The 18,120-nt window shown below is 72.1% G+C and carries 10 protein-coding genes; 4 read left to right on the top strand and 6 right to left on the bottom strand.

Going from position 1 to position 18,120, the window contains the following annotated elements; genetic code table 11:
• Positions 1–182 precede the first annotated feature (182 nt).
• Complete coding sequence (gene gyrB / locus WMF43_RS45905) at positions 183–2,681, top strand: DNA topoisomerase (ATP-hydrolyzing) subunit B (RefSeq protein WP_437674948.1); 2,499 nt, start codon at positions 183–185, stop codon at positions 2,679–2,681.
• A gap of 200 nt (positions 2,682–2,881) precedes the next feature.
• Positions 2,882–5,491: an ATP-dependent chaperone ClpB gene (gene clpB, locus WMF43_RS45910; protein WP_437674950.1), complete on the top strand. Its 2,610-nt coding sequence runs from the start codon at positions 2,882–2,884 to the stop codon at positions 5,489–5,491.
• A gap of 126 nt (positions 5,492–5,617) precedes the next feature.
• Here the strand turns inward: clpB and WMF43_RS45915 are convergent, their stop codons facing one another.
• The 6 genes from WMF43_RS45915 to WMF43_RS45940 all read right to left on the bottom strand — a co-directional run bounded on the left by WMF43_RS45915 (position 5,618) and on the right by WMF43_RS45940 (position 13,337).
• Positions 5,618–6,859 (bottom strand): CinA family nicotinamide mononucleotide deamidase-related protein, encoded by a 1,242-nt coding sequence (locus WMF43_RS45915; protein WP_437674952.1) that lies wholly within the window; start codon positions 6,857–6,859, stop codon positions 5,618–5,620.
• A gap of 114 nt (positions 6,860–6,973) precedes the next feature.
• Positions 6,974–7,849, bottom strand: coding sequence for a formylglycine-generating enzyme family protein (locus WMF43_RS45920; RefSeq protein ID WP_437674954.1), 876 nt, complete (start codon positions 7,847–7,849; stop codon positions 6,974–6,976).
• 28 nt (positions 7,850–7,877) lie between these two features.
• Positions 7,878–9,554 carry a carboxypeptidase-like regulatory domain-containing protein gene (locus WMF43_RS45925; RefSeq protein ID WP_437674956.1) on the bottom strand — a complete coding sequence of 559 codons (1,677 nt, stop codon included), beginning with the start codon at positions 9,552–9,554 and terminating at the stop codon, positions 7,878–7,880.
• The gene (locus tag WMF43_RS45930) at positions 9,554–10,450 is read right to left on the bottom strand and encodes a hypothetical protein (protein ID WP_437674958.1); all 897 of its coding nucleotides are present in this window, start codon (positions 10,448–10,450) and stop codon (positions 9,554–9,556) included. The genes WMF43_RS45925 and WMF43_RS45930 overlap by 1 nt, the downstream gene beginning before the upstream one ends.
• Before the next feature lie 5 nt (positions 10,451–10,455).
• Positions 10,456–11,049 carry a cytochrome c-type biogenesis protein gene (locus WMF43_RS45935; RefSeq protein ID WP_437674960.1) on the bottom strand — a complete coding sequence of 198 codons (594 nt, stop codon included), beginning with the start codon at positions 11,047–11,049 and terminating at the stop codon, positions 10,456–10,458.
• Positions 11,046–13,337 carry a heme lyase CcmF/NrfE family subunit gene (locus WMF43_RS45940; protein ID WP_437674962.1) on the bottom strand — a complete coding sequence of 764 codons (2,292 nt, stop codon included), beginning with the start codon at positions 13,335–13,337 and terminating at the stop codon, positions 11,046–11,048. Before WMF43_RS45940 ends, WMF43_RS45935 begins: the two co-directional genes overlap by 4 nt.
• 445 nt (positions 13,338–13,782) lie before the next feature.
• On the opposite strand from WMF43_RS45940, the gene WMF43_RS45945 reads away from it, so the two are divergent.
• Both WMF43_RS45945 and WMF43_RS45950 read left to right on the top strand, forming a co-directional pair.
• On the top strand, positions 13,783–15,042 hold the full coding sequence (locus tag WMF43_RS45945; protein WP_437674964.1) for a LeuA family protein: 1,260 nt from the start codon (positions 13,783–13,785) through the stop codon (positions 15,040–15,042).
• Between the two features lie 98 nt (positions 15,043–15,140).
• Positions 15,141–18,119: a carboxypeptidase regulatory-like domain-containing protein gene (locus WMF43_RS45950; protein WP_437674965.1), complete on the top strand. Its 2,979-nt coding sequence runs from the start codon at positions 15,141–15,143 to the stop codon at positions 18,117–18,119.
• Position 18,120: the final 1 nt, after the last annotated feature.

The raw sequence follows: 18,120 nt of genomic DNA on the forward strand, positions 1-18,120 counted from the left end.
GTCCGCGCATGATCGCTCGTGGCCTCTGAATCGATCCGGCGCCGCGGCCGCGGCCCCCGGGTCTCCTCACCGCGAGCTGCCATCGCAACCGGCCCCTCCACTGCAAGAACTCCGGTAATTCGAGCGGCCTGAGCCGCTCTGCGCCCCCGGTGAGAGGCGGCGGGCGCGCCACCAGGACCGAGATGACGGAACCCACCCTCAGCCAGTCGACCGACCTGACCAAGCCCTCGTACGACGCCCACAGCATCACGGCGCTCGAGGGCCTTGAAGCGGTGCGAAAGCGCCCCGGCATGTACATCGGCGATGTGCACGACGGATCGGGGCTGCATCACCTCGTCTGGGAGGCGGTGGACAACGCCGTCGATGAGCACCTCGCCGGCGCCTGCACCGAGATCAGGGTCACCGTCCACTTCGACGGCTCGGTCTCGATCGAGGACAACGGCCGCGGCATCCCGGTCGGGATGCACGCGAAGGGCGTGAGCGCCGCGGAGGTCGTCATGACCGTCCTCCACGCCGGCGGCAAGTTCGACAACTCCAGCTACAAGGTCTCTGCCGGCCTGCACGGCGTCGGCGTCAGCGCCGTGAACGCCGTCTCCGAGTGGCTCAAGCTCGAGATCAAGCGCGAAGGAAAGGTCTGGTTCCAGGAGTACGCCCGGGGCGTCCCCAGGGCGCCGCTCAAGGCGATCGGGGTGACGGACAAGACGGGGACGAAGATCACCTTCAAGCCCGACCCGATCATCTTCAGCGCGGTCGAGTTCAGCTTCGACGTGCTCGCGAGCCGCTTGCGGGAGCTCGCCTTCCTGAACGCCGGGCTCGTCATCCACCTCGACGACCAGCGCCCGGACGGGCGGGCGGAAGCCTACGAGTACAAGGGGGGCATCTCGGAGTTCGTGGCGCTCCTCAACAAGACCAAGGAGCCGATTCACGACGAGGTGATCAGCTTCGTGTCGCAGCACGAGATCGGCGCCCCGGGCGAGGGCGGAAACGGCCGCGGGAGCGCGGCGGCGCCGCCCGTCGGCGTGGAGGTCGCGCTGCAGTGGAACGGCTCGTACACCGAGGCGATCTTCTGTTACACGAACAACGTCCACAACAAGGACGGCGGCACCCACCTCACCGGGCTCCGCGCCGCGCTCACGAAGACGATCAACAACTACGGGAGCGCGCACAACCTCTTCAAGGAGCTCAAGCAGGGCCTCCAGGGCGAGGACGCGCGCGAGGGGCTGACGTGTGTGCTCAGCATCAAGCACCCGGACCCGTCGTTCGACTCGCAGACGAAATCCAAGCTCGTCTCCAGCGAGGTCAAAGGCATCGTCGAGGCCGTCGTCAGCGACAAGCTCGCGCAGTACTTCGAGGAGAACCCGCAGAGCGCGAAGAAGATCATCGAGAAGGCGGTCGTCGCGGCCAAGGCGCGCGAGGCGGCCCGCAAGGCGCGCGAGGTGATCCGCAAGGGCTCGCTCGACGTGACGTCGCTCTCGGGCAAACTCGCCGACTGCCAGTCGAAGGACCCGGAGAAGAGCGAGATCTACATCGTCGAGGGCGAGAGCGCCGGGGGCAGCGCCAAGATGGGCCGCGACCGGCACTTCCAGGCGATCCTCCCCCTCAAGGGCAAGATCCTGAACGTGGAGCGGGCTCGGCTCGACCGCATGCTGAGCTCCGCCGAGGTCGGCACGTTGATCACCGCCCTCGGCTGCGGGATCAACGACGCCGGCGGGTTCGAGATCGACAAGCTCCGGTACCACAAGATCATCCTGATGACGGACGCCGACGTCGACGGCTCCCACATCCGCACGTTGCTCCTGACCTTCTTCTTCCGGCAGATGCCGGAGATCATGGAGAAGGGGTATCTCTTCATCGCGCAGCCGCCGCTCTACCGCGTGCGCAAGGGGAAGCGGGACCTCTACCTGAAGGACCAGGCCGCGCTCGACGAGTTCCTCGTGGGCAACGCGGTGGACGGGCTGGAGCTCGTCGCCAGCGGCGCTCAGAGCGGCGTCGCGGGGCAGCCGCTCTACCGGCTCGCGCAGCGGCTGAAGCGGTTCCGGGCGGTGCTCTCCAACATCGACAAGCGCTGTGACGCGCGGATCGTGGCGGCGGTGCTGCGATCGAGCGGGCTCGGTCGGGACGATCTGCGGGAGACGAAGAAGGTCGCCGAGGCCGCGGACGCGCTCCGCGCGTACCTGAAGCAGCGGTATCCGGACCTGTTCCCGCTCACGCTGGCGACGCCGCGGGACACCGAGCACGGGACGAGCCGGATCGAGGTCGTGCCGCGCCCGGGCGCGAGCGCCCGGAGGAGCGTCATCGACTGGGATCTCGTGGGCTCGCCGGAGTACCAGGAGGCCTGGTCCATCGAGCAGGACCTGCGATCCGTCGGGGCGCCGCCCTACCGGGCCCGCACCTCGAGCGGCGAGGACACCATCGAGAACGGGGAGGCGCTCGTCGACTACCTGGAAGAGCGGGGGAAGAAGGGCATCTCGATCAGCCGGTACAAGGGCCTCGGCGAGATGAACGCGGACGAGCTCTGGGAAACGACGATGAACCCGGACGCGCGGACGCTCCTCCAGGTCCGCATCGACGACGCGGTGAAGACCGACGAGCTCTTCACGATCCTCATGGGGGATCAGGTCGAGCCGCGGCGCAACTTCATCGAGCAGAACGCGCTCAACGTGAAGAACCTCGATATCTGACACGTCCGGGACGCCGGCACCGGGGCGGCGCGGAGGCGCGCGCCGCGGTCGCCGGACCCGGCGTCGCGGGGGCGCGGCGGCGTGAGCTGACTGCCGCGTTCTCCCGCTATCGTGCTGCCGCGTTCGCTCGTTATCCTGGCAAGCTGCTTGCTTGGCCGGACCCTTGCTAGACGAGGGGGGCGCCTTAGCTTCGAGGTGCCATGCGAATCGACCGAATGACGACGAAGGCCCAAGAGGCCGTGCGCGAGGCTGTCGGTTTCGGCAGCCGACGGGGCAACCCGGAGCTCTATCCCGAGCACCTTGTGAGGGCGATCGTCGACCAGGACGGCGGCGTCGGCGCCCCCTTGGTGCAGAAAGCAGGCGCCGATCCGGCGGGCTTGCTGCGCCTCCTCGACGCGAAGATCGACACGTATCCTCGCGTGAGCGGCGGCGCCGAGCCGAACCTGTCGCGGCGCGCGCTCACCGTCCTGCAAAAGGCCGAAGACGAGGCGAAGGCGCTCAAGGACGAGTACATCTCGACAGAGCACGTGCTGCTCGCGGGGGTGAAGGCGGACAAGGAGATCCAGTCGATCTTCGAGCGGCTGGGGCTCTCGTACGACAAGCTCCTCGCGGCGCTCGCGTCCGTGCGCGGCAACCAGCGCGTGACGGATCGAGACCCGGAGGGGAAGTTCCAGGCGCTCGAGAAGTACACGCGCGACCTCACGAAGCTCGCCCGGCAGGGGAAGATCGACCCGGTGATCGGGCGGGACGAGGAGATCCGCCGCGTGATCCAGGTGCTCTCGCGCCGCACCAAGAACAACCCGGTGCTCATCGGGGAGCCCGGCGTGGGCAAGACAGCCATCGTCGAGGGCATCGCGCACCGGATCGTCGGGGGCGACGTGCCCGAGTCGCTGAAGGACAAGACCATCGCGGCGCTCGACCTCGCCGCCATGGTCGCAGGCTCGAAGTTCCGCGGCGAGTTCGAGGACCGGCTCAAGGCGGTGCTCAAGGAGATCGAGGGCTCGAACGGGCGCATCATCCTGTTCATCGACGAGCTCCACACCCTGGTGGGCGCCGGGGCGGCCGAGGGCGCCATGGACGCGGCGAACATGCTGAAGCCGGCGCTCGCGCGCGGCGAGCTCCGGTGCATCGGCGCGACCACGCTCGACGAGTACAGGAAGCGCATCGAGAAGGACGCGGCGCTGGAGCGGCGGTTCCAGCAGGTGCTCGTGGAGCAGCCGAGCGTCGAGGACACCATCGCGATCCTCCGGGGGCTCAAGGAGAAGTACGAGGTCCACCACGGCATCCGCATCCAGGACGCGGCGCTCGTGGCGGCGTCGGTGCTGTCGAATCGCTACATCACCGAGCGGTTCCTGCCGGACAAGGCCATCGACCTCGTCGACGAGGCGGCGTCGAAGATCCGCATGGAGATCGACAGCCTGCCCACGCCGATCGATCAGGTCGAGCGCGACCTGCTGAAGCTGCAGATGGAAGAGCAGGCGCTCAAGCGCGAGAGCGACAGGGCGAGCAAGGCGCGCCTCGACGAGGTGCGGCGCGAGATCGCCGACCTCCAGGGGCAACGCGACGCGATGCGGGCGCAGTGGATGCGCGAGAAGGAGCTCATCTCGGAGCTGCGCAAGCTGAAGCCGCAGATCGAGGAGCTCAGGCTCGAGGAAGAACGCCTGAAGCGGGCCGGCGATCTCGGGCGCGCCGCCGAGATCCACTACGGGAAGATCCCGGAGATCGAGAAGCAGCTGGAGTCGATCCGCGGCACGCTCGCGCAGGTGCAGTCGAAGCAGAGCTACCTGAAGGAGGAGGTCACGGACGAGGACATCGCGGCGGTCGTCTCGAAGTGGACCGGGATCCCGGTGTCCAAGATGCTCGAGAGCGAGATGCAGAAGCTGCTGCGCCTCGAGGAAGAGCTGCGCCGGCGTGTGGTCGGGCAGGAGGACGCGCTCCGCGCCGTGGCGAACTCCATCCGGCGCTCGAGGGCGGGCCTCGGCGACGAGCGGCGGCCGATCGGATCGTTCCTGTTCCTCGGGCCGACCGGCGTCGGGAAGACCGAGCTCGCGCGCGCGCTCGCCGAGATCCTGTTCGACGACGAGCGGGCGATGGTGCGGCTCGATATGAGCGAGTACGGAGAGCGCCACGCGGTGGCTCGCCTGATCGGCGCGCCGCCCGGGTACGTGGGCTACGAGGAGGGCGGCCAGCTCACGGAGCCCGTGCGGCGGCGGCCGTACAGCGTGGTGCTGTTCGACGAGATCGAGAAGGCGCACCCGGACATCTGGAATACGCTGCTCCAGGTGCTCGACGATGGACGCCTGACCGACGGGCAGGGGCACACGGTCGATTTCAAGAACACGATCATCATCCTGACATCCAACCTCGGGACCCCCGCGGCCGCCGCGATCGAGGAGCGAACGCACCTGCCGGCGGACGAGAAGGCCGAGCTCGTGAGGAGCGCGGTCATCGAGGAGGTGCGGAAGCACTTCCGCCCGGAGTTCCTGAACCGCCTCGACGATCTCATCGTGTTCCGGCGGCTGGGGCGCGAGCAGATGGAGAAGATCGTCGACATCCAGCTCGACCTGCTGAGGAAGCGCCTGGAGCGACGCGGGCTGCAGTTCACCATCTCGTCCGAGGCGAAGGGCTACCTCATCGAGCAAGGGTGGGATCCGCAGTACGGCGCAAGGCCGCTGAAGCGCGCCATCCAGCGGAGCATCGAGGACGAGCTCGCGAAGCGGATCCTCGGCGGCGAGTTCAAGCAGGGCGACACCGTGCAGATCGACCGGGGCGGCGCGGCGCTGTCGTTCACGCGCGCAGCGCCGAACTGACGCGCGGGCGGTCAGCGGACCGACGCGCGGGCGGTCAGCGGGCCGAGGCGCGGGCGGCCAGCGGGCCGAGGCGCGGGCGGCCAGCGGGCCGAGGCGCGGGCGGTCAGCGGGCCGAGGCGCGGGCGGTCAGCGCTCGGGCAGGTTGCCGGCGATGCGGCGGAGGAGGTCCAGGACGGCGTAGGCGGCGCCGAGCTGGACCTCCTCGCGATCGCCAGAGAACACGCGATCGCGGACGACCAGGCCGCCGGGGTGCGAGACGGCCCAGTAGCAAAGGCCCACCGGCTTGGTCGCCGTGCCGCCCGTCGGGCCGGCGATGCCCGTGACCGAGATGGCGACGTCGACCTCGCAGAGGCGGCGGGCCCCCTGGGCCATCTCGGCGGCGACCTCCGCCGATACGGCGCCGTGGCCGCGCAAGGTGTCCTCCGCGACGCCGAGCAGCCGCGTCTTGGCGCTGTTGGCGTAGGTGACCGCGGCGCCAACCAGGTAATCGCTCGCCGGATAACTCGTGAGCAGGTGGGAGATGAGCCCGCCCGTGCACGACTCCGACACGGCGAGCCGCCAGCCGCGCGCGCGCACGGCGCGCCCGACCATCTCCGGGAACGCGTCGTCCCCCTCGCCGTACACGGCCGTGCCGAGCCGCGCGCGGACCTCGGCCGTCGCCTTCAGGGCGAGCTCGTGCGCCATCGAGTGTGTGCCGGCGTGGGCGTGCACCTTCACGTCCACCTCCGGGTAATGCACCCGGTAGCCGAGCGTGATGCCGGGGTGGGCCTCCTCGACGCCCTTCAGGAGCTCGCCGAGCGCGGACTCGGGCAGACCATAGGTGCGCAGGCGAACTTGGAAGGTGTTGTTCGGAGCGGCCGGGCGGACGCGCGGCAGCACCTGATCGGCGAACATGCTCTTCATCTCGCGCGGGACACCCGGGAGGAAGAAGACCGTGGACTCGCCGAGGTGGACCCCGAAGCCGGGCGCCGTCCCGGCGGAGTTCGGGAGTATCTCGGACCCCGCGGGCACCTCGGCTTGCTTCTCGTGGCCCGCGTTCATCACCTTGCCGCGGCCCTCGACACGCCGGCGAATGGCGAGCAGCGTGCTCTCGTCTCGCACAAGGTCGGTGCCTGTCGCGCGGGCGGCGGCAAGCGCGGTCAGATCATCGGTCGTCGGGCCGAGCCCGCCGGTGGCGATCACCAGGCGGTGCGCGCTCGCGAGCTGGCGGACCGCGGCGGCGATGCGGTCCACGTCGTCGTCGACCGTGTTGGCCTCGCTGACCGTGAAGCCCGCTGCGGTGAGCTCGGCGGCGAGCCAGGCCGCGTTGGTGTTGATGATCTCGCCCCGGGTTAGCTCGGTCCCGATCGAGAGAAGCGCGACAGTCATTGGGAAGGGGGACTGTAACTCAATCCGGAGCGAGGGGAGCGTGTTTCCGGACTGTTTTGCGGTCGGAAAATGTCCCCCCCTCCCCCCGAGCCGCCGGCGAGAGCTCCCGAGAGCTCAGCGCGCATAGGCGCACCGGAAGCCGATATCCGGGGCACGGGTGGATACGGGGACAAGCCGCCGATTCCAGCTGCGAAGCGCCGCCGCTGCCCCGTCGACCCACGATCCGCCGTGAATTCCCGAGATCGTGTCGCCGGCGAGATCGGGGGCGGCCCACTCGGCGACATTGCCGGCCAGATCGAAGAGACGTCCGCCCGCGTGGGCGGCGGCGCCGTCGGGGTGTGAGCCGGCGAGCTCCGGGCCTGTCGCGCCCCATCCGCACGGACCCGCCTTCAGGCCGAAGGCGACGCGCCGGCAGACCGCGCCGGTGTCGCCCCAGGGGTAGCGACGGCCCGACGGGCCCGCGGCGGCGAAGGCCAGCTGATCGCGCGAGGGGAGCGAGCCGCCCGCGAAGGCGCAGTAACGGGCGGCCTCGTCGAGGGTGGCTCCGGTGACGGGGAGGCCCGGCTCGCCGCGCAGCCCGAGCGGCGGGCACACCCCGGCGGCGACGCAGGCAGCGTAACGCTGCTCGGTGACCTCGAAGGCGTCGAGGGAGAACGCCGGCACGAACGCCTCGCGCGCGGCGCCGACGATGCCCTGCGCCTCCCAGTCGCTCGGACCGAGGCGCAACGTTCCGGCGGCGATCGGCACCGTCGCGCTCGGCGCCGCGCAGCCCGCGGGGGTCGGCGTGAGGTGGGCAGCGCAGCGGCCCGGCGCGCCCGCGCAGCGGCCGGCCTCGAGGCGCTGGCCCTCCCCGCAGCAGCGCGGGCCGAGCGGGACCATCCCAGGCGCGCAGCGCGCCGGCGGCCCCGCGCGCGAGCGGGCGAGCAGGACGACGACGCCGAGGATCAGGAGCGCTGCGACCGCCGCGAGACCGGCCTTCCAGCCCGGCATCGATCCGACGATCCGCGCCGGCCCCACCTCACGAGCGCGGCGAGGCGGCAGCGCCCGCCTTGCGCGTGGTGCCCGCCCCGCCCGGGCCAGCTGCAGCCTTCTTGGGCGGAGCCGCCGACTCGATCATCCCCACGATGCGCGCCAGCGCGTCGAGGAGCGCCGTCCGGACGCGCTCGTAGGTCTTCGGGCCGATGTCGCCCCGCTGCCGCGCCCGCTCGAGCTCCACGAACTCGTCGAGCAAGGCGTCCCGCGCCTCGAGCAGCTCGCGCCGCTCCTCCTCGTCGGGGCCGCGGTCCTCGTCGCGCCGCCGGACGAAGTTCACCGCGGCGCCGGCGATCACGGTCGCGCCGGCCAGGAGCAGCGCGATCCACCGGCCAGGGCCCGGCGTCGGGAGACCGCCCAGCGTGATCTCGAGCGTCCTCAGCCCGCCGTCGGCGCGCATGCTCTGCTTCTCGGTGATCAGGATCTTCTTGCCGTCGCGGTTCTGGACGCGCTGCGCGCTCGGGAAGCCCGCGACCGCGAGCGTCATGGACTTCGACGCCTCGGCCATCACCCGCATCTGGGCCATGCGCGGCGGCAGCTCGATGCGGATGGTCTGGCGCTCCTCGCCGTCGAGCGGGACCTGCCAGCGGTACTGCCCCTCCTGCCGACCAGGAGGCACGGTGCCGCGCAGCGCGACCCCCGTGCCCTTCACCTCGTCGAAGCGCACCTCGCCCATGCTGTCGGTCTTGTTGAACGCCTTGTAGTTCGGCGGCAGCGAGAACGTGACGTCCGGCAGCCAGGCGACGCGACCGAGGTTGTAGACCTGGAACAGCTGCTCCACCTGGATGGAGTCCTGCCGGAGCTGGAGGTAGACGATGCCCTGCATCCCGACGAGCAGGTTGTTCACGTCCGGCGAGACGTCGTAGATGTGGAGGACGGCGCGCTTTCCGGCCTCGGCGCCGAGGCCGAAATGCGGGAGCGAGAACTTGCCGCCGTCGCGCGTGACCGAGATGCTGTAGGTCGTGCCGGCGCCGACGGTGAGGTCGTCGAAGCGGAAGGTGCCCGACTCGTTGGTCTCCTTCGTCACGCGCTGGCGCGAGTCGCCCCTGGCGACCGAGCTCTGAAGGATGTCGAGATCGAACGTCGTGTGAGGCACGGGCTTGCCGTCCGCGTCCTGCACGGTGACCACGAGGACGCCGGGCGGAAGGCCGGGGACATCTTGAACGCCGTCCTCGGGCGCCTCGAACAGGCCGGACAGGTTCTCCGCGCGCCGCGGCCTCCCCTCCTGCGGCGCCGCCTCGACCGGCGGGTGGCCCGAGGGCAGCTCCTCCCCGACCGCGGGATGACCCGGCGGCAGAGCGCCCGCAGCGTCGGGCGCGCCGGCGTCGGCCGCACCGGCGTCCGTCGCCGTGCCCGCCGCACCTGCGGCCGCCGCGGCGCTCGGGGCCGCGCCGGGCGTCGCGCTCTTCGGCGGCATGGGGCTGTGCTGGGACGCCGCGCCCTGGCTCGCCGCGGGCGGCTGCGCCAGAGCGGCGGGCGCCGCCGAGGCAGCGGGCCTCGCGGGCGCGGCGCCCTGCGCGGGCGCGGCGCCCTGCGCGGGCGCAGCGGGCTTCGCGGGCGCAGCGGGCTGCGCCGGAGCGGCGGGCTGCGCCTGAACGTCCGCCGCCGCGGTCACGCCCAGCGAGGTGATCGCGGCCAGCGCGGCGCATGTGGTCCAGCGCATCACGGGGCCCTCCCGCTCTCGTTCGTGGCGTCGCCGCCGGCGGCCTCGTCCAGCGCCGCCTGCTCTGCCACCGGCGCGCTCGGCGCGCGCCTCGTCCCGCACTTCTTGCAAAACACCGCGTCGTTGTCGTTCACCGTGCCGCAGACCGCGCACGCGGTGGCGCGCGTCGTCTCACCCGCCTCCGTCGCTGCAGCCTCCTCGCTCTTGTCGCCCGCGCCTTCCGCCGCCGTCGCCGTCGCCGGCTCCGGATCGCGCTCCTGCGCCGCCGCCTGCCCGGCGCCGTCCCGCTTCCGCTTGGCCGACGCCGCCTCCGCGGCGGCGCCTTCCCGGTCGTCCACGGCGGTGGCCTCGCCCGCCGCCGTCTCCGCCGGCCCGCCGTCGCTGTCCTGGATCCCGGCCCGCCGGAGGCGCTTTGCCACGAGCTCCGCGACCTGATCGCGGCGCGGCTGCGCGCCGGCGTCGAGCAGGCGGAGCAGCCGCTTCGCCTCGGCGCGGTACTTCGCGACCAGCTCGGCGTAGTCCTCGTCGCTGATCTTCCCGACGCTCCGCTCGAACTCCAGGTCCTTGAGCGCGCGCAGGACGGCCTGCTTCTGCTCCTCCTCGGCGCTCGGCGCGCCGAGCGCGTAGGCGTCGGCCCCGCTCAGCGGCGTCTCCCCGACGAGCACGCGGAGGCTCGCCCAGAGGATGGCGATCACCCCGACGAGGGCGCCCCCCGCGAGCACGAGGATCACCCCGGGCGGGCCCGCGAGGAGCCCCGCGCCGACGGCGAGGACGAGCACGGCGAGCGGCACGCCGTACCGGGCGTGGCGCACAATCTGCCGCTCCAGCGGCGTGTCCGAGGCCGTGCGGGCGGTCTCGTCGACCGTGGCGGCGGCGGTGCTTTTGGCGGTCTTCACGGCGCTCATTCGCGGTCTTCGCGGTCGAGGCTCTTCAGCTCGTCGTCGAGCTTGTCGTCGTAGCGGTCGCGCTCGCCGGGGGCAACGCGATCGTCGCCGCCGGCGCCCGGGGCGGCGGTCGAGGCGCGCGCGGCGGCGGCCGCCTCGTCGCTCCGCCGCTTCCAGCGGCGCAGCGTCACGACGACGAGGCCGGCGCCGAGCGCGATGGCGGCGAGCGGGAACAGGAAGAGCAGCCGCTGGCTCCCCTTGTTCGGCGGGACCGCGAGCGCCGCGCTCCCGAACCGCTCGACGTAGGCGGCCTGGATGTCCTCGACCGAGCGCCCCTCCGCGAGCGCCTCGCGGAGCTCGTCGCGGCGCTCGTGCGCGAAGCCGCAGGTGCAGGTGCCGAGCGTCTCGCGCGGACAGCCGCACGTGCAGATCAAGCTCCAGAACAGCTTGCGCTCGGTCTCGTTCTGGATGCCGACGACGCCCGTCCGGTCCATGCCCTGGCCGAGCTGCTGGCCGTGAGCGAACTCCGGCGAGCGCAGCAGGACGACGAGCGCGATGACGCCGGCGGCGAGGAGGGTGATGCCGTGGATCAGTTTTCGGGTGCTGCTCATTCGAAGGCTCGCTGCGGGTCCGCAGCCGTCGGGAACATGGCATCGGCCCCGGGCGTACGCCCGGGGTGAGCGGCCTCACCGCGCGAGGAGGCGCGGCCCTCGCCGTCCGCTCGGTCCGGCTCGACCACGATCGGCCGCCCGAGCCCCTCCTTGATGGGGTGCCCGTAGGCCTGCGCCGGGCCGCCCGCGAGCACGAAGGCGAACACGACGGACGCCGTGACGGACCCGGCGGCCCGCACGTAGCCGAACGCGCCGGCCTCCTCGAGCGCGATGTCGGGCCACATCGCGATGAGCGCCCCGAACACGAGGATCCCGGCGCCGATCCACATGAACGAGATGAGGTTGTTCACGTGGATCTGGAAGGACGCGACCTTCGTCTGGGGGTTCGCCATCCCGATGATCACGTAGAGGTCGTTCTTCAGCGTGATGTGCTTGGCGACCTCGGTCGACGGCGCCTCCGGGGTCGCCTTGTAGATGTACTTCGCCGGGCTGATCCGCTCGACCCACTTGCCGTGGCGCTCGACCTCGAGATCGGCGAAGACCATGCGCTTCTCGCTGTCGACCTCCATGCGCGGCCCGGTGTAGACGAGGCGGTACTCCTCGACCCGCACCTCCTCGCCCGGGTGGAGGCTGACCTCCTTGTCGACGCCCCAGGCGCGGCCGGCGAAGCCGATGAACATGACGGCGATGCCGACGTGCACGATGTAGCCGCCGTAGCGGCGCCGCGAGCGGGCGACCAGGTTGTAGAACGAGGCGAAGAGCGACTCGCCCCCGCGCTTCTGCCGCGCCGCGATGCCGCGCGCGAACTCCTGGACGACGACCGCGACGTTGAACGCGGCGAACATCACGGTGAAGAACGGGTACGTCGACGCGAGCTTCGCGAGCGCGTCGCCGAGCGGGCCGGGGTAGATCGGGTCGACGGCGACGAAGGGGGCGAAGCCCGCCGAGCTGCCGAGCGCGAGGTGGAGCGCCGAGGTGACCACCGCCGCCAGCACCGGCCAGCGGAAGCTCTTCCGGAAGAGCTCCGGCGACGTCTTGCGCCACCCGAGCAGCGGCGCGACCCCCATGAGCAGGAAGACGACCAGCGCGATCGGCGGGAGCCACGTGTTGTAGAACGTGGGCCCGAGCGTCGACTGCTGGTCGAGCAGCCACTCGCTGATGCGCGGCCACACCGTGGCGACCGCGATGAAGATCATGATGCTGAAGAGGCCCCAGTTGTTGAAGAGGAACGCGGCCTCGCGCGAGAGCATCGACTCGAACTGCCCGTCGCTGCGGAGGCGCGGCAGGCGGTAGACGATGAGCGCGGCGCACGTCGCGACGATCACCGCCATGAAGCCGACGAACCAGATGCCGATGCCGGACTGGGCGAAGGAGTGCACGCTCGCGATGAGCCCCGAGCGCGTGAGCCAGGTGCCGAAGATCGTGAGGAAGAACGTCCCGCAGATCAGCGAGACGTTCCACACCTTCAGCATGCCGCGGCGCTCCTGGATCATCGTCGAGTGCACGTAGGCGCTCGCGGTGAGCCACGGGAGGAACGCGGCGTTCTCCACCGGATCCCACGCCCAGGGGCCGCCCCAGCCGAGCTCCTCGTAGGCCCAGAGCATCCCGAGCACGTTGCCGATCGAGAGGAACAGCCAGGAGAAGAGCATCCACTTCCGCGTCGCCACGATCCACTCGCTGTCGAGGCGGCCCGTGGCGAGCGCGGCGATCGCGAACGCGAACGGGACCGCCGCGCTCGTGAAGCCGATGTACAGGCTCGGCGGGTGGATGATCATGTAGAAGTTGCGGAGCTGGTAGTTCAGCCCGTTGCCGTCGATCGCGGCGCCCGCGATGCTCGTCCGGAACGGGTTCACGGCGAAGATCATCAGCGCCGAGAAGAAGATGAGGACGCTCATCAGCGTCGCGATGACGTACGGCTGGAGCTCCAGGTACCGGCGCCGGAGCCAGTAGACGCAGCCGCCCGAGAACAGCGCGGTCAGGAACATCCACCAGAGCAGCGAGCCGTCCTGCCCGCCCCACAGCGCGGCGATGAGGTACGGCGTGGTCATCGACCTGTCGCTGTACTGGGCCACGTAAGCGATGCGGAAATCGTGGCTGACGAAGGCGTACGCCAGCACCAGCACCGCCAGGCCGACGAGCGCGATCGTGCCGTAGGCGCCGAGGCGCGCCGCCTGGAGCAGCCGCGGCCGCCCGCGCGCCGACGCGAGCCCCACGGCGAAGGTGTACGCCGCGGTGATCAGAATGGCGTAAAGGACGCCGGTCCCGAACTCAGGAAGGGATTGCCACATCGTTTGTGGCGCCAAGCTTAGGCCTGCCAGGCGCGCAGGGCCAGCGCACCGCAGCACGCGGGCGGAGGCCGGAAAAGTTCACCGGGAGGGCCGCGCGGCGCAGCGCGCCACCCCGGGCGCGCGGCCCGATGCAGCCGCCATCCTGGGCGCGTGGTCCTGCTCAGCCGCCGTCCTCGGCGCGCGATCCTTGCTCAGCCGCCGTCCTCGGCGCGCGGTCGTCCAGGTGCCCTCCTCGGCGTGCGGTCGTCCTCAACACGCCGTCCACCTCGGCGCCTCCTCGAATCGCCCCCTCCCCTGCCCTCTCCGATCCGCGCCGGTGTCCTCGTTGTGACGGAGCACGCATTGCCGAAGCGCCCGTGTTTTCGCCTGCGCTCTGCGTCATGCAGCGCACCTCAACCGGGCTTCGTTTCGCGCTCGGCAGTGCAGACGGCGCTATACTCGGAGCATGGCGATCGCGACCGCCGGCATCCCGACCGATCTCATCTACGACTGGAACGAGCTGGGTCGCGTCGGGCGGCTCATCCCGAAGGACATCACGTTCTTCGACGAGACGCTGCGCGACGGCCTGCAGAACCCCTCGGTCGCCGATCCGAACATCGAGGGCAAGCTGAAGCTGCTCCACCTGATGGCCAAGATCGGCATCCAGATCGCCGACGTCGGCCTGCCCGGGAGCTCGCCGCGGGCGTTCGAGGACGTGCTCCGGATGTGCAAGGAGGTCGCGGACCACAAGCTGCCGCTCCGCATCGCGTGCGCCGGCCGCACGGTCGTCTCGGACATCACGCCCATGATCGAGATCTCCCAGCGCGCGGGCATCCCGGTCGAGATTTACGCCTTCATCGGATCCAGCCCGATCCGGCAGCTCGCGGAGGAGTGGGACGTCAACCTGATCGCGCAGCGGAGCGCCGCCGCGATCGACGCGGGCGTGAAGGCCGGGCTCCCGGTCGCCTACGTCACGGAAGACACGACCCGCTCGCGCCCCGAGGTGCTGGCGACGCTCTTCAAGGTCGCCATCGATCACGGCGCGTCCCGGCTCTGCCTCTGCGACACCGTCGGGCACGCGACGCCCGACGGGGTGCGCAACCTGATCAACTTCACGCGCGCCATCGTCGCGGGCGCCGGCGCGACCGTCGGCATCGACTGGCACGGCCACAACGACCGCGGGCTCGCGCTCGAGAACGCCATCTGGGCGCTCCAGTTCGGCGCGGACCGGGTGCACGGCACCGCCCTCGGCATCGGCGAGCGGGTCGGCAACGCCGCGATGGAGCTCATCCTCCTCAACCTGAAGCTCCTCGGCCTCCTGGAGCACCAGGACCTCACCCACCTGCTCGAGTACTGCACGACCGCCGCGCAGGCCGTCGGCTGGCAGGTGCCGATCAACTATCCCCTGGTCGGACGGGACGCCTTCCGCACCGCGACCGGCGTGCACGCGGCCGCCATCATCAAGGCCGAGTCGAAGGGCGACTCCTGGATGGCCGACCGGATCTACTCCGGCGTCCCCGCCGGCATGTTCGGGAGGAAGCAGGAGATCTGCGTGGGCTACATGTCCGGCGCCTCGAACGTGAACTACTGGCTCAGGCAGCGGAAAATCGAGCCCTCGAAGGAGCTCGTCGACGCGATCCTGACGAAGGCCAAGGCGACGGATCACCTCCTCTCCGAGGAGGAGATCCTGGCCGTGATCGCGCAGCACCGCGACCGCCAGGCCTGATCGCGCGCGCGGGGGCCGACCTCGGGCCGCTGACGTGCCGCGGGAACGGCGGCGCCATGTTCGGCGTTTGCCCGGATTCAGGGTAGAGAATCCAGGCCGTGGCCGAGCAGGACAATCAACCCGCAACGGACGCCGCCCGGGTCGAACGCCGGTCGCGGCTCGACGCCGTCCTGGCCGCGATCGCCGCGCTGGTCTGCTTCTTCGCCGCGACCACGCTCCGCGATCTCGGCCCGCGCTTCCTGCCGGGCGCGCCGGTCCCGGCGCCGCCCGTGCCCGCGTGGGTGGAGGGGCGCGGGGCCGAGCTCACGGCCACCGTGCGCGACGAGCAGGGGCGCCCGATCCAGGACGCCACGGTGCGCGTGTTCGCGCTGCGCGAGGACCGGGCCTACTTCGCCGGCGAGCTCAGGACCGATCCGGCGGGCGAGGCGCGCTTCGCGGGGCTGCCCTCCGGCGAGGCCTGGATCCTGGCGTACGGCGCCGAGCGGGCGCGCGCCTCGACGCGCGCGGCGCTCGAGCCGGGGCCGCGCGCCGTCGACCTGGTGCTGCGGCCCGCGAAGGTGCTCGAGGTGCTCGTGGTCGACGACGCCGATCGGCCCCTCGACGACGCGGAGGTCACGGTCGCGACCGCCGATCCCCTCCCCTTCGTGGCGACGACCGCTGAGGGCGGCCGCGCCCGGTTCGATCGGCTCGGCGCCGCGCCCTACGTCGTCCGCGCGTCGGCCCTCGGCTTCGAGGACACGGTGCGCACGGGCATCGTGCCCGGGCCGCTGCCGCTGCGGATCCGCATGGATCGGCTCGGCGCGCTCACCGTGCGGGTCGTGGACGCGGCGGGGCAGCCCGCCGATGGCGCGACCGTGCTCGCCGCCGGCACCGGCCTCTGGCCGGCGCGCAGCACGGTCACCGACGCGAGCGGCGCCGCGCGGATCGCCGGCCTGCGCGACGGGGTGTACGACCTCAAGGCGCGGCGCGGCGCCGAGGTGAGCGCGACCGCGTTCGCCGTGCCCGTGCGGCGCGGCGAGGGCAAGGAGGTGAAGCTCGTCCTCGGGCCCGGCCGCCACGTCCGGCTGCTCGTGACCGACGGCGACGGCGAGGACGCGCCGGGCGTGAAGGGCGCGAACGTCGTGCTCGTCGAGCAGGGGCTGTCGGCGTTCCCGCTGCACGGCCGCACGGGCGACGACGGGGCCGTCACGCTGGGGCCGATCTCGCCGGGGTACGCGAGCGCGTCCGCGCTGGCGGCCGGCTTCGTGCCGAGGAACGCGGTGCAGGTCGGGGACGGCGCCACCGAGGTCCACATCGCGCTGCTCCGCGGCGGCGCGATCGTGGGCGAGGTCGTCGACGACCGCGGCTACCCCGTCCCGGGCGCGACGATCGAGGTCGTCGGCGCCGACGCCGAGGGGATGCCGATCGACGAGAGCACCGCGATGGCCGAGTTCAGGGAAGAGCACTTCGAGCGCGCCCTGCCCGGCCCGGCGCCGCTGATCCCGGCGGGGGAGCTCGGCGTCATGCCGGGCCCGATCCCGGATCTGCCGCGCGGCGACGTGTCGATCCCGGCCGCGGCGGTGCGATCGGGCGAGCCGTGGGTCACGCGCGGCGACGGCACCTTCCGGGCAGAGCCCATCACCCCGGGGCGCGTCCACGCGATCGTCCGGCACCCGGAGTACGTGGAGACGATCAGCGAGACCGTGACGCTGCAGCCGGGCGGCGAGGCCCACGTGCGCGTGGTGATGCGCCAGGGCGGCCTGCTCGAGGGCCGCGTGCTCGAGGAGGACCGCAAGCCGGTCGCGGGCGCGCGCGTGGAGCTCGCCGCGACCGCGGGATCCCTCGAGCGGGTGACGTACTCCGCGGACGACGGGACGTTCGCGTTCGCCGCGGTCCCGGACGAGGTGCTGCTCTCGGTCGCCCGGCCGGAGTCGCCCGCGGACGTCGTGGCGCGCCTCGTGGTCGAGGTGCCGGAGCGCGAGCGCAAGGAGATCGAGGTCGTCCTGCCGAAGGTGCGCGAGACAGTGGCGATCCACGTCGCCGACGACCGGGGTTACCCGCTCGACCGCGTGGAGATCCGCGTGCTGTCGCTCGACGTCGCGGTCCCGCTCAGGAAGACGCTCTTCACGGACGACGACGGCGACGCGGTGCTGCCCGACGCCGCCGGGCTGCCGCTCCGGGTGAGCCTCGTGCGCTCGGGGAAGTCGCCGCGCGTCGAGCAGGTCGACGCGGCGCCGAAGGAGCTGCGGCTCGACATGAGCCCCGCCCTCCGGGCGACCGGCGTCGTGACCGGGCGCGGCGGGCGGGAGCGGCTCGAGGGCGCGCTGGTCACGCTGTTCTCGCCGACCGGGCCGCGCCGCGCCACGACGGACGCGGAGGGGGCCTTCACGATCGGCGACCTCGCGCCCGGCCAGGCGCGCGTGACCGTGAGCCGCGACGGCTTCGCGCCGGCGACGCTCCGGGTCGCGATCGCCGGCGACGCCGACCGGCCCGCGGACCTCGGGCGCATCGACCTGTCCGAGGCGGGCGAGGTCGCCGGCCAGGTGACCGACCCGCGCGGCGATCCCGTGGCGGGCGCCCGCGTGGCGCGCGACCGCGTGCCGACGTACCTGCCGCTCGGCCCGCTGCCGCCGGGCGTGGTCCTCACCGACCGGGACGGGCGGTTCAAGCTCGGCGGCGTGCCCGAGGGCACGTCGGTGATCGAGGCGTACAGCGCGGATCTCGGGCGCGCCGAGTCGCCGCCGGTCGAGGTGCGGGCCGGCAGGACGACCGATCGGGTCCGGATCGCGCTGCCGGGGGACGGGGCGCGGCAGGAGCCGAAGGGCGCGGGGAGCCTGGCGGTGACGCTCGGCGAGGAGCGCCGGACCGTGGTCGTGGCGGCGGTGCCCCCGGGGAGCGAGGCGGAGGAGGCGGGCGTCGAGCCCGGCGATCGGCTGCTCGCCGTGAACGGCGTCGAGGTCCGCTCGATCGAGGAGGCGCGGCGGCGCCTCACCGGCCCGCTCTCGGAGGACGTCGTGGTGATGCTCGCGCGCGACACGGGAGCCGGCGGCGAGGCGCGGTGGCTCACGCGGGTGCGGCGCGAGAAGGTGCGGCGGTAGG

The organism is Sorangium sp. So ce131, assembly GCF_051519095.1.
Classification (GTDB): domain Bacteria; phylum Myxococcota_A; class Polyangia; order Polyangiales; family Polyangiaceae; genus Sorangium.

Excerpts from the sequence above, each read along its gene's own strand:
- clpB (WP_437674950.1), top strand. The coding sequence starts at position 2,882 with ATGCGAATCGACCGAATGACGACGAAGGCCCAAGAGGCCGTGCGCGAG.
- WMF43_RS45920 (WP_437674954.1), bottom strand. The coding sequence starts at position 7,849 with ATGCCGGGCTGGAAGGCCGGTCTCGCGGCGGTCGCAGCGCTCCTGATC.
- WMF43_RS45925 (WP_437674956.1), bottom strand. The coding sequence starts at position 9,554 with ATGCGCTGGACCACATGCGCCGCGCTGGCCGCGATCACCTCGCTGGGC.
- WMF43_RS45940 (WP_437674962.1), bottom strand. The coding sequence starts at position 13,337 with ATGTGGCAATCCCTTCCTGAGTTCGGGACCGGCGTCCTTTACGCCATT.
- gyrB (WP_437674948.1), top strand. The coding sequence starts at position 183 with ATGACGGAACCCACCCTCAGCCAGTCGACCGACCTGACCAAGCCCTCG.
- WMF43_RS45935 (WP_437674960.1), bottom strand. The coding sequence starts at position 11,049 with ATGAGCAGCACCCGAAAACTGATCCACGGCATCACCCTCCTCGCCGCC.
- WMF43_RS45945 (WP_437674964.1), top strand. The coding sequence starts at position 13,783 with ATGGCGATCGCGACCGCCGGCATCCCGACCGATCTCATCTACGACTGG.
- WMF43_RS45915 (WP_437674952.1), bottom strand. The coding sequence starts at position 6,859 with ATGACTGTCGCGCTTCTCTCGATCGGGACCGAGCTAACCCGGGGCGAG.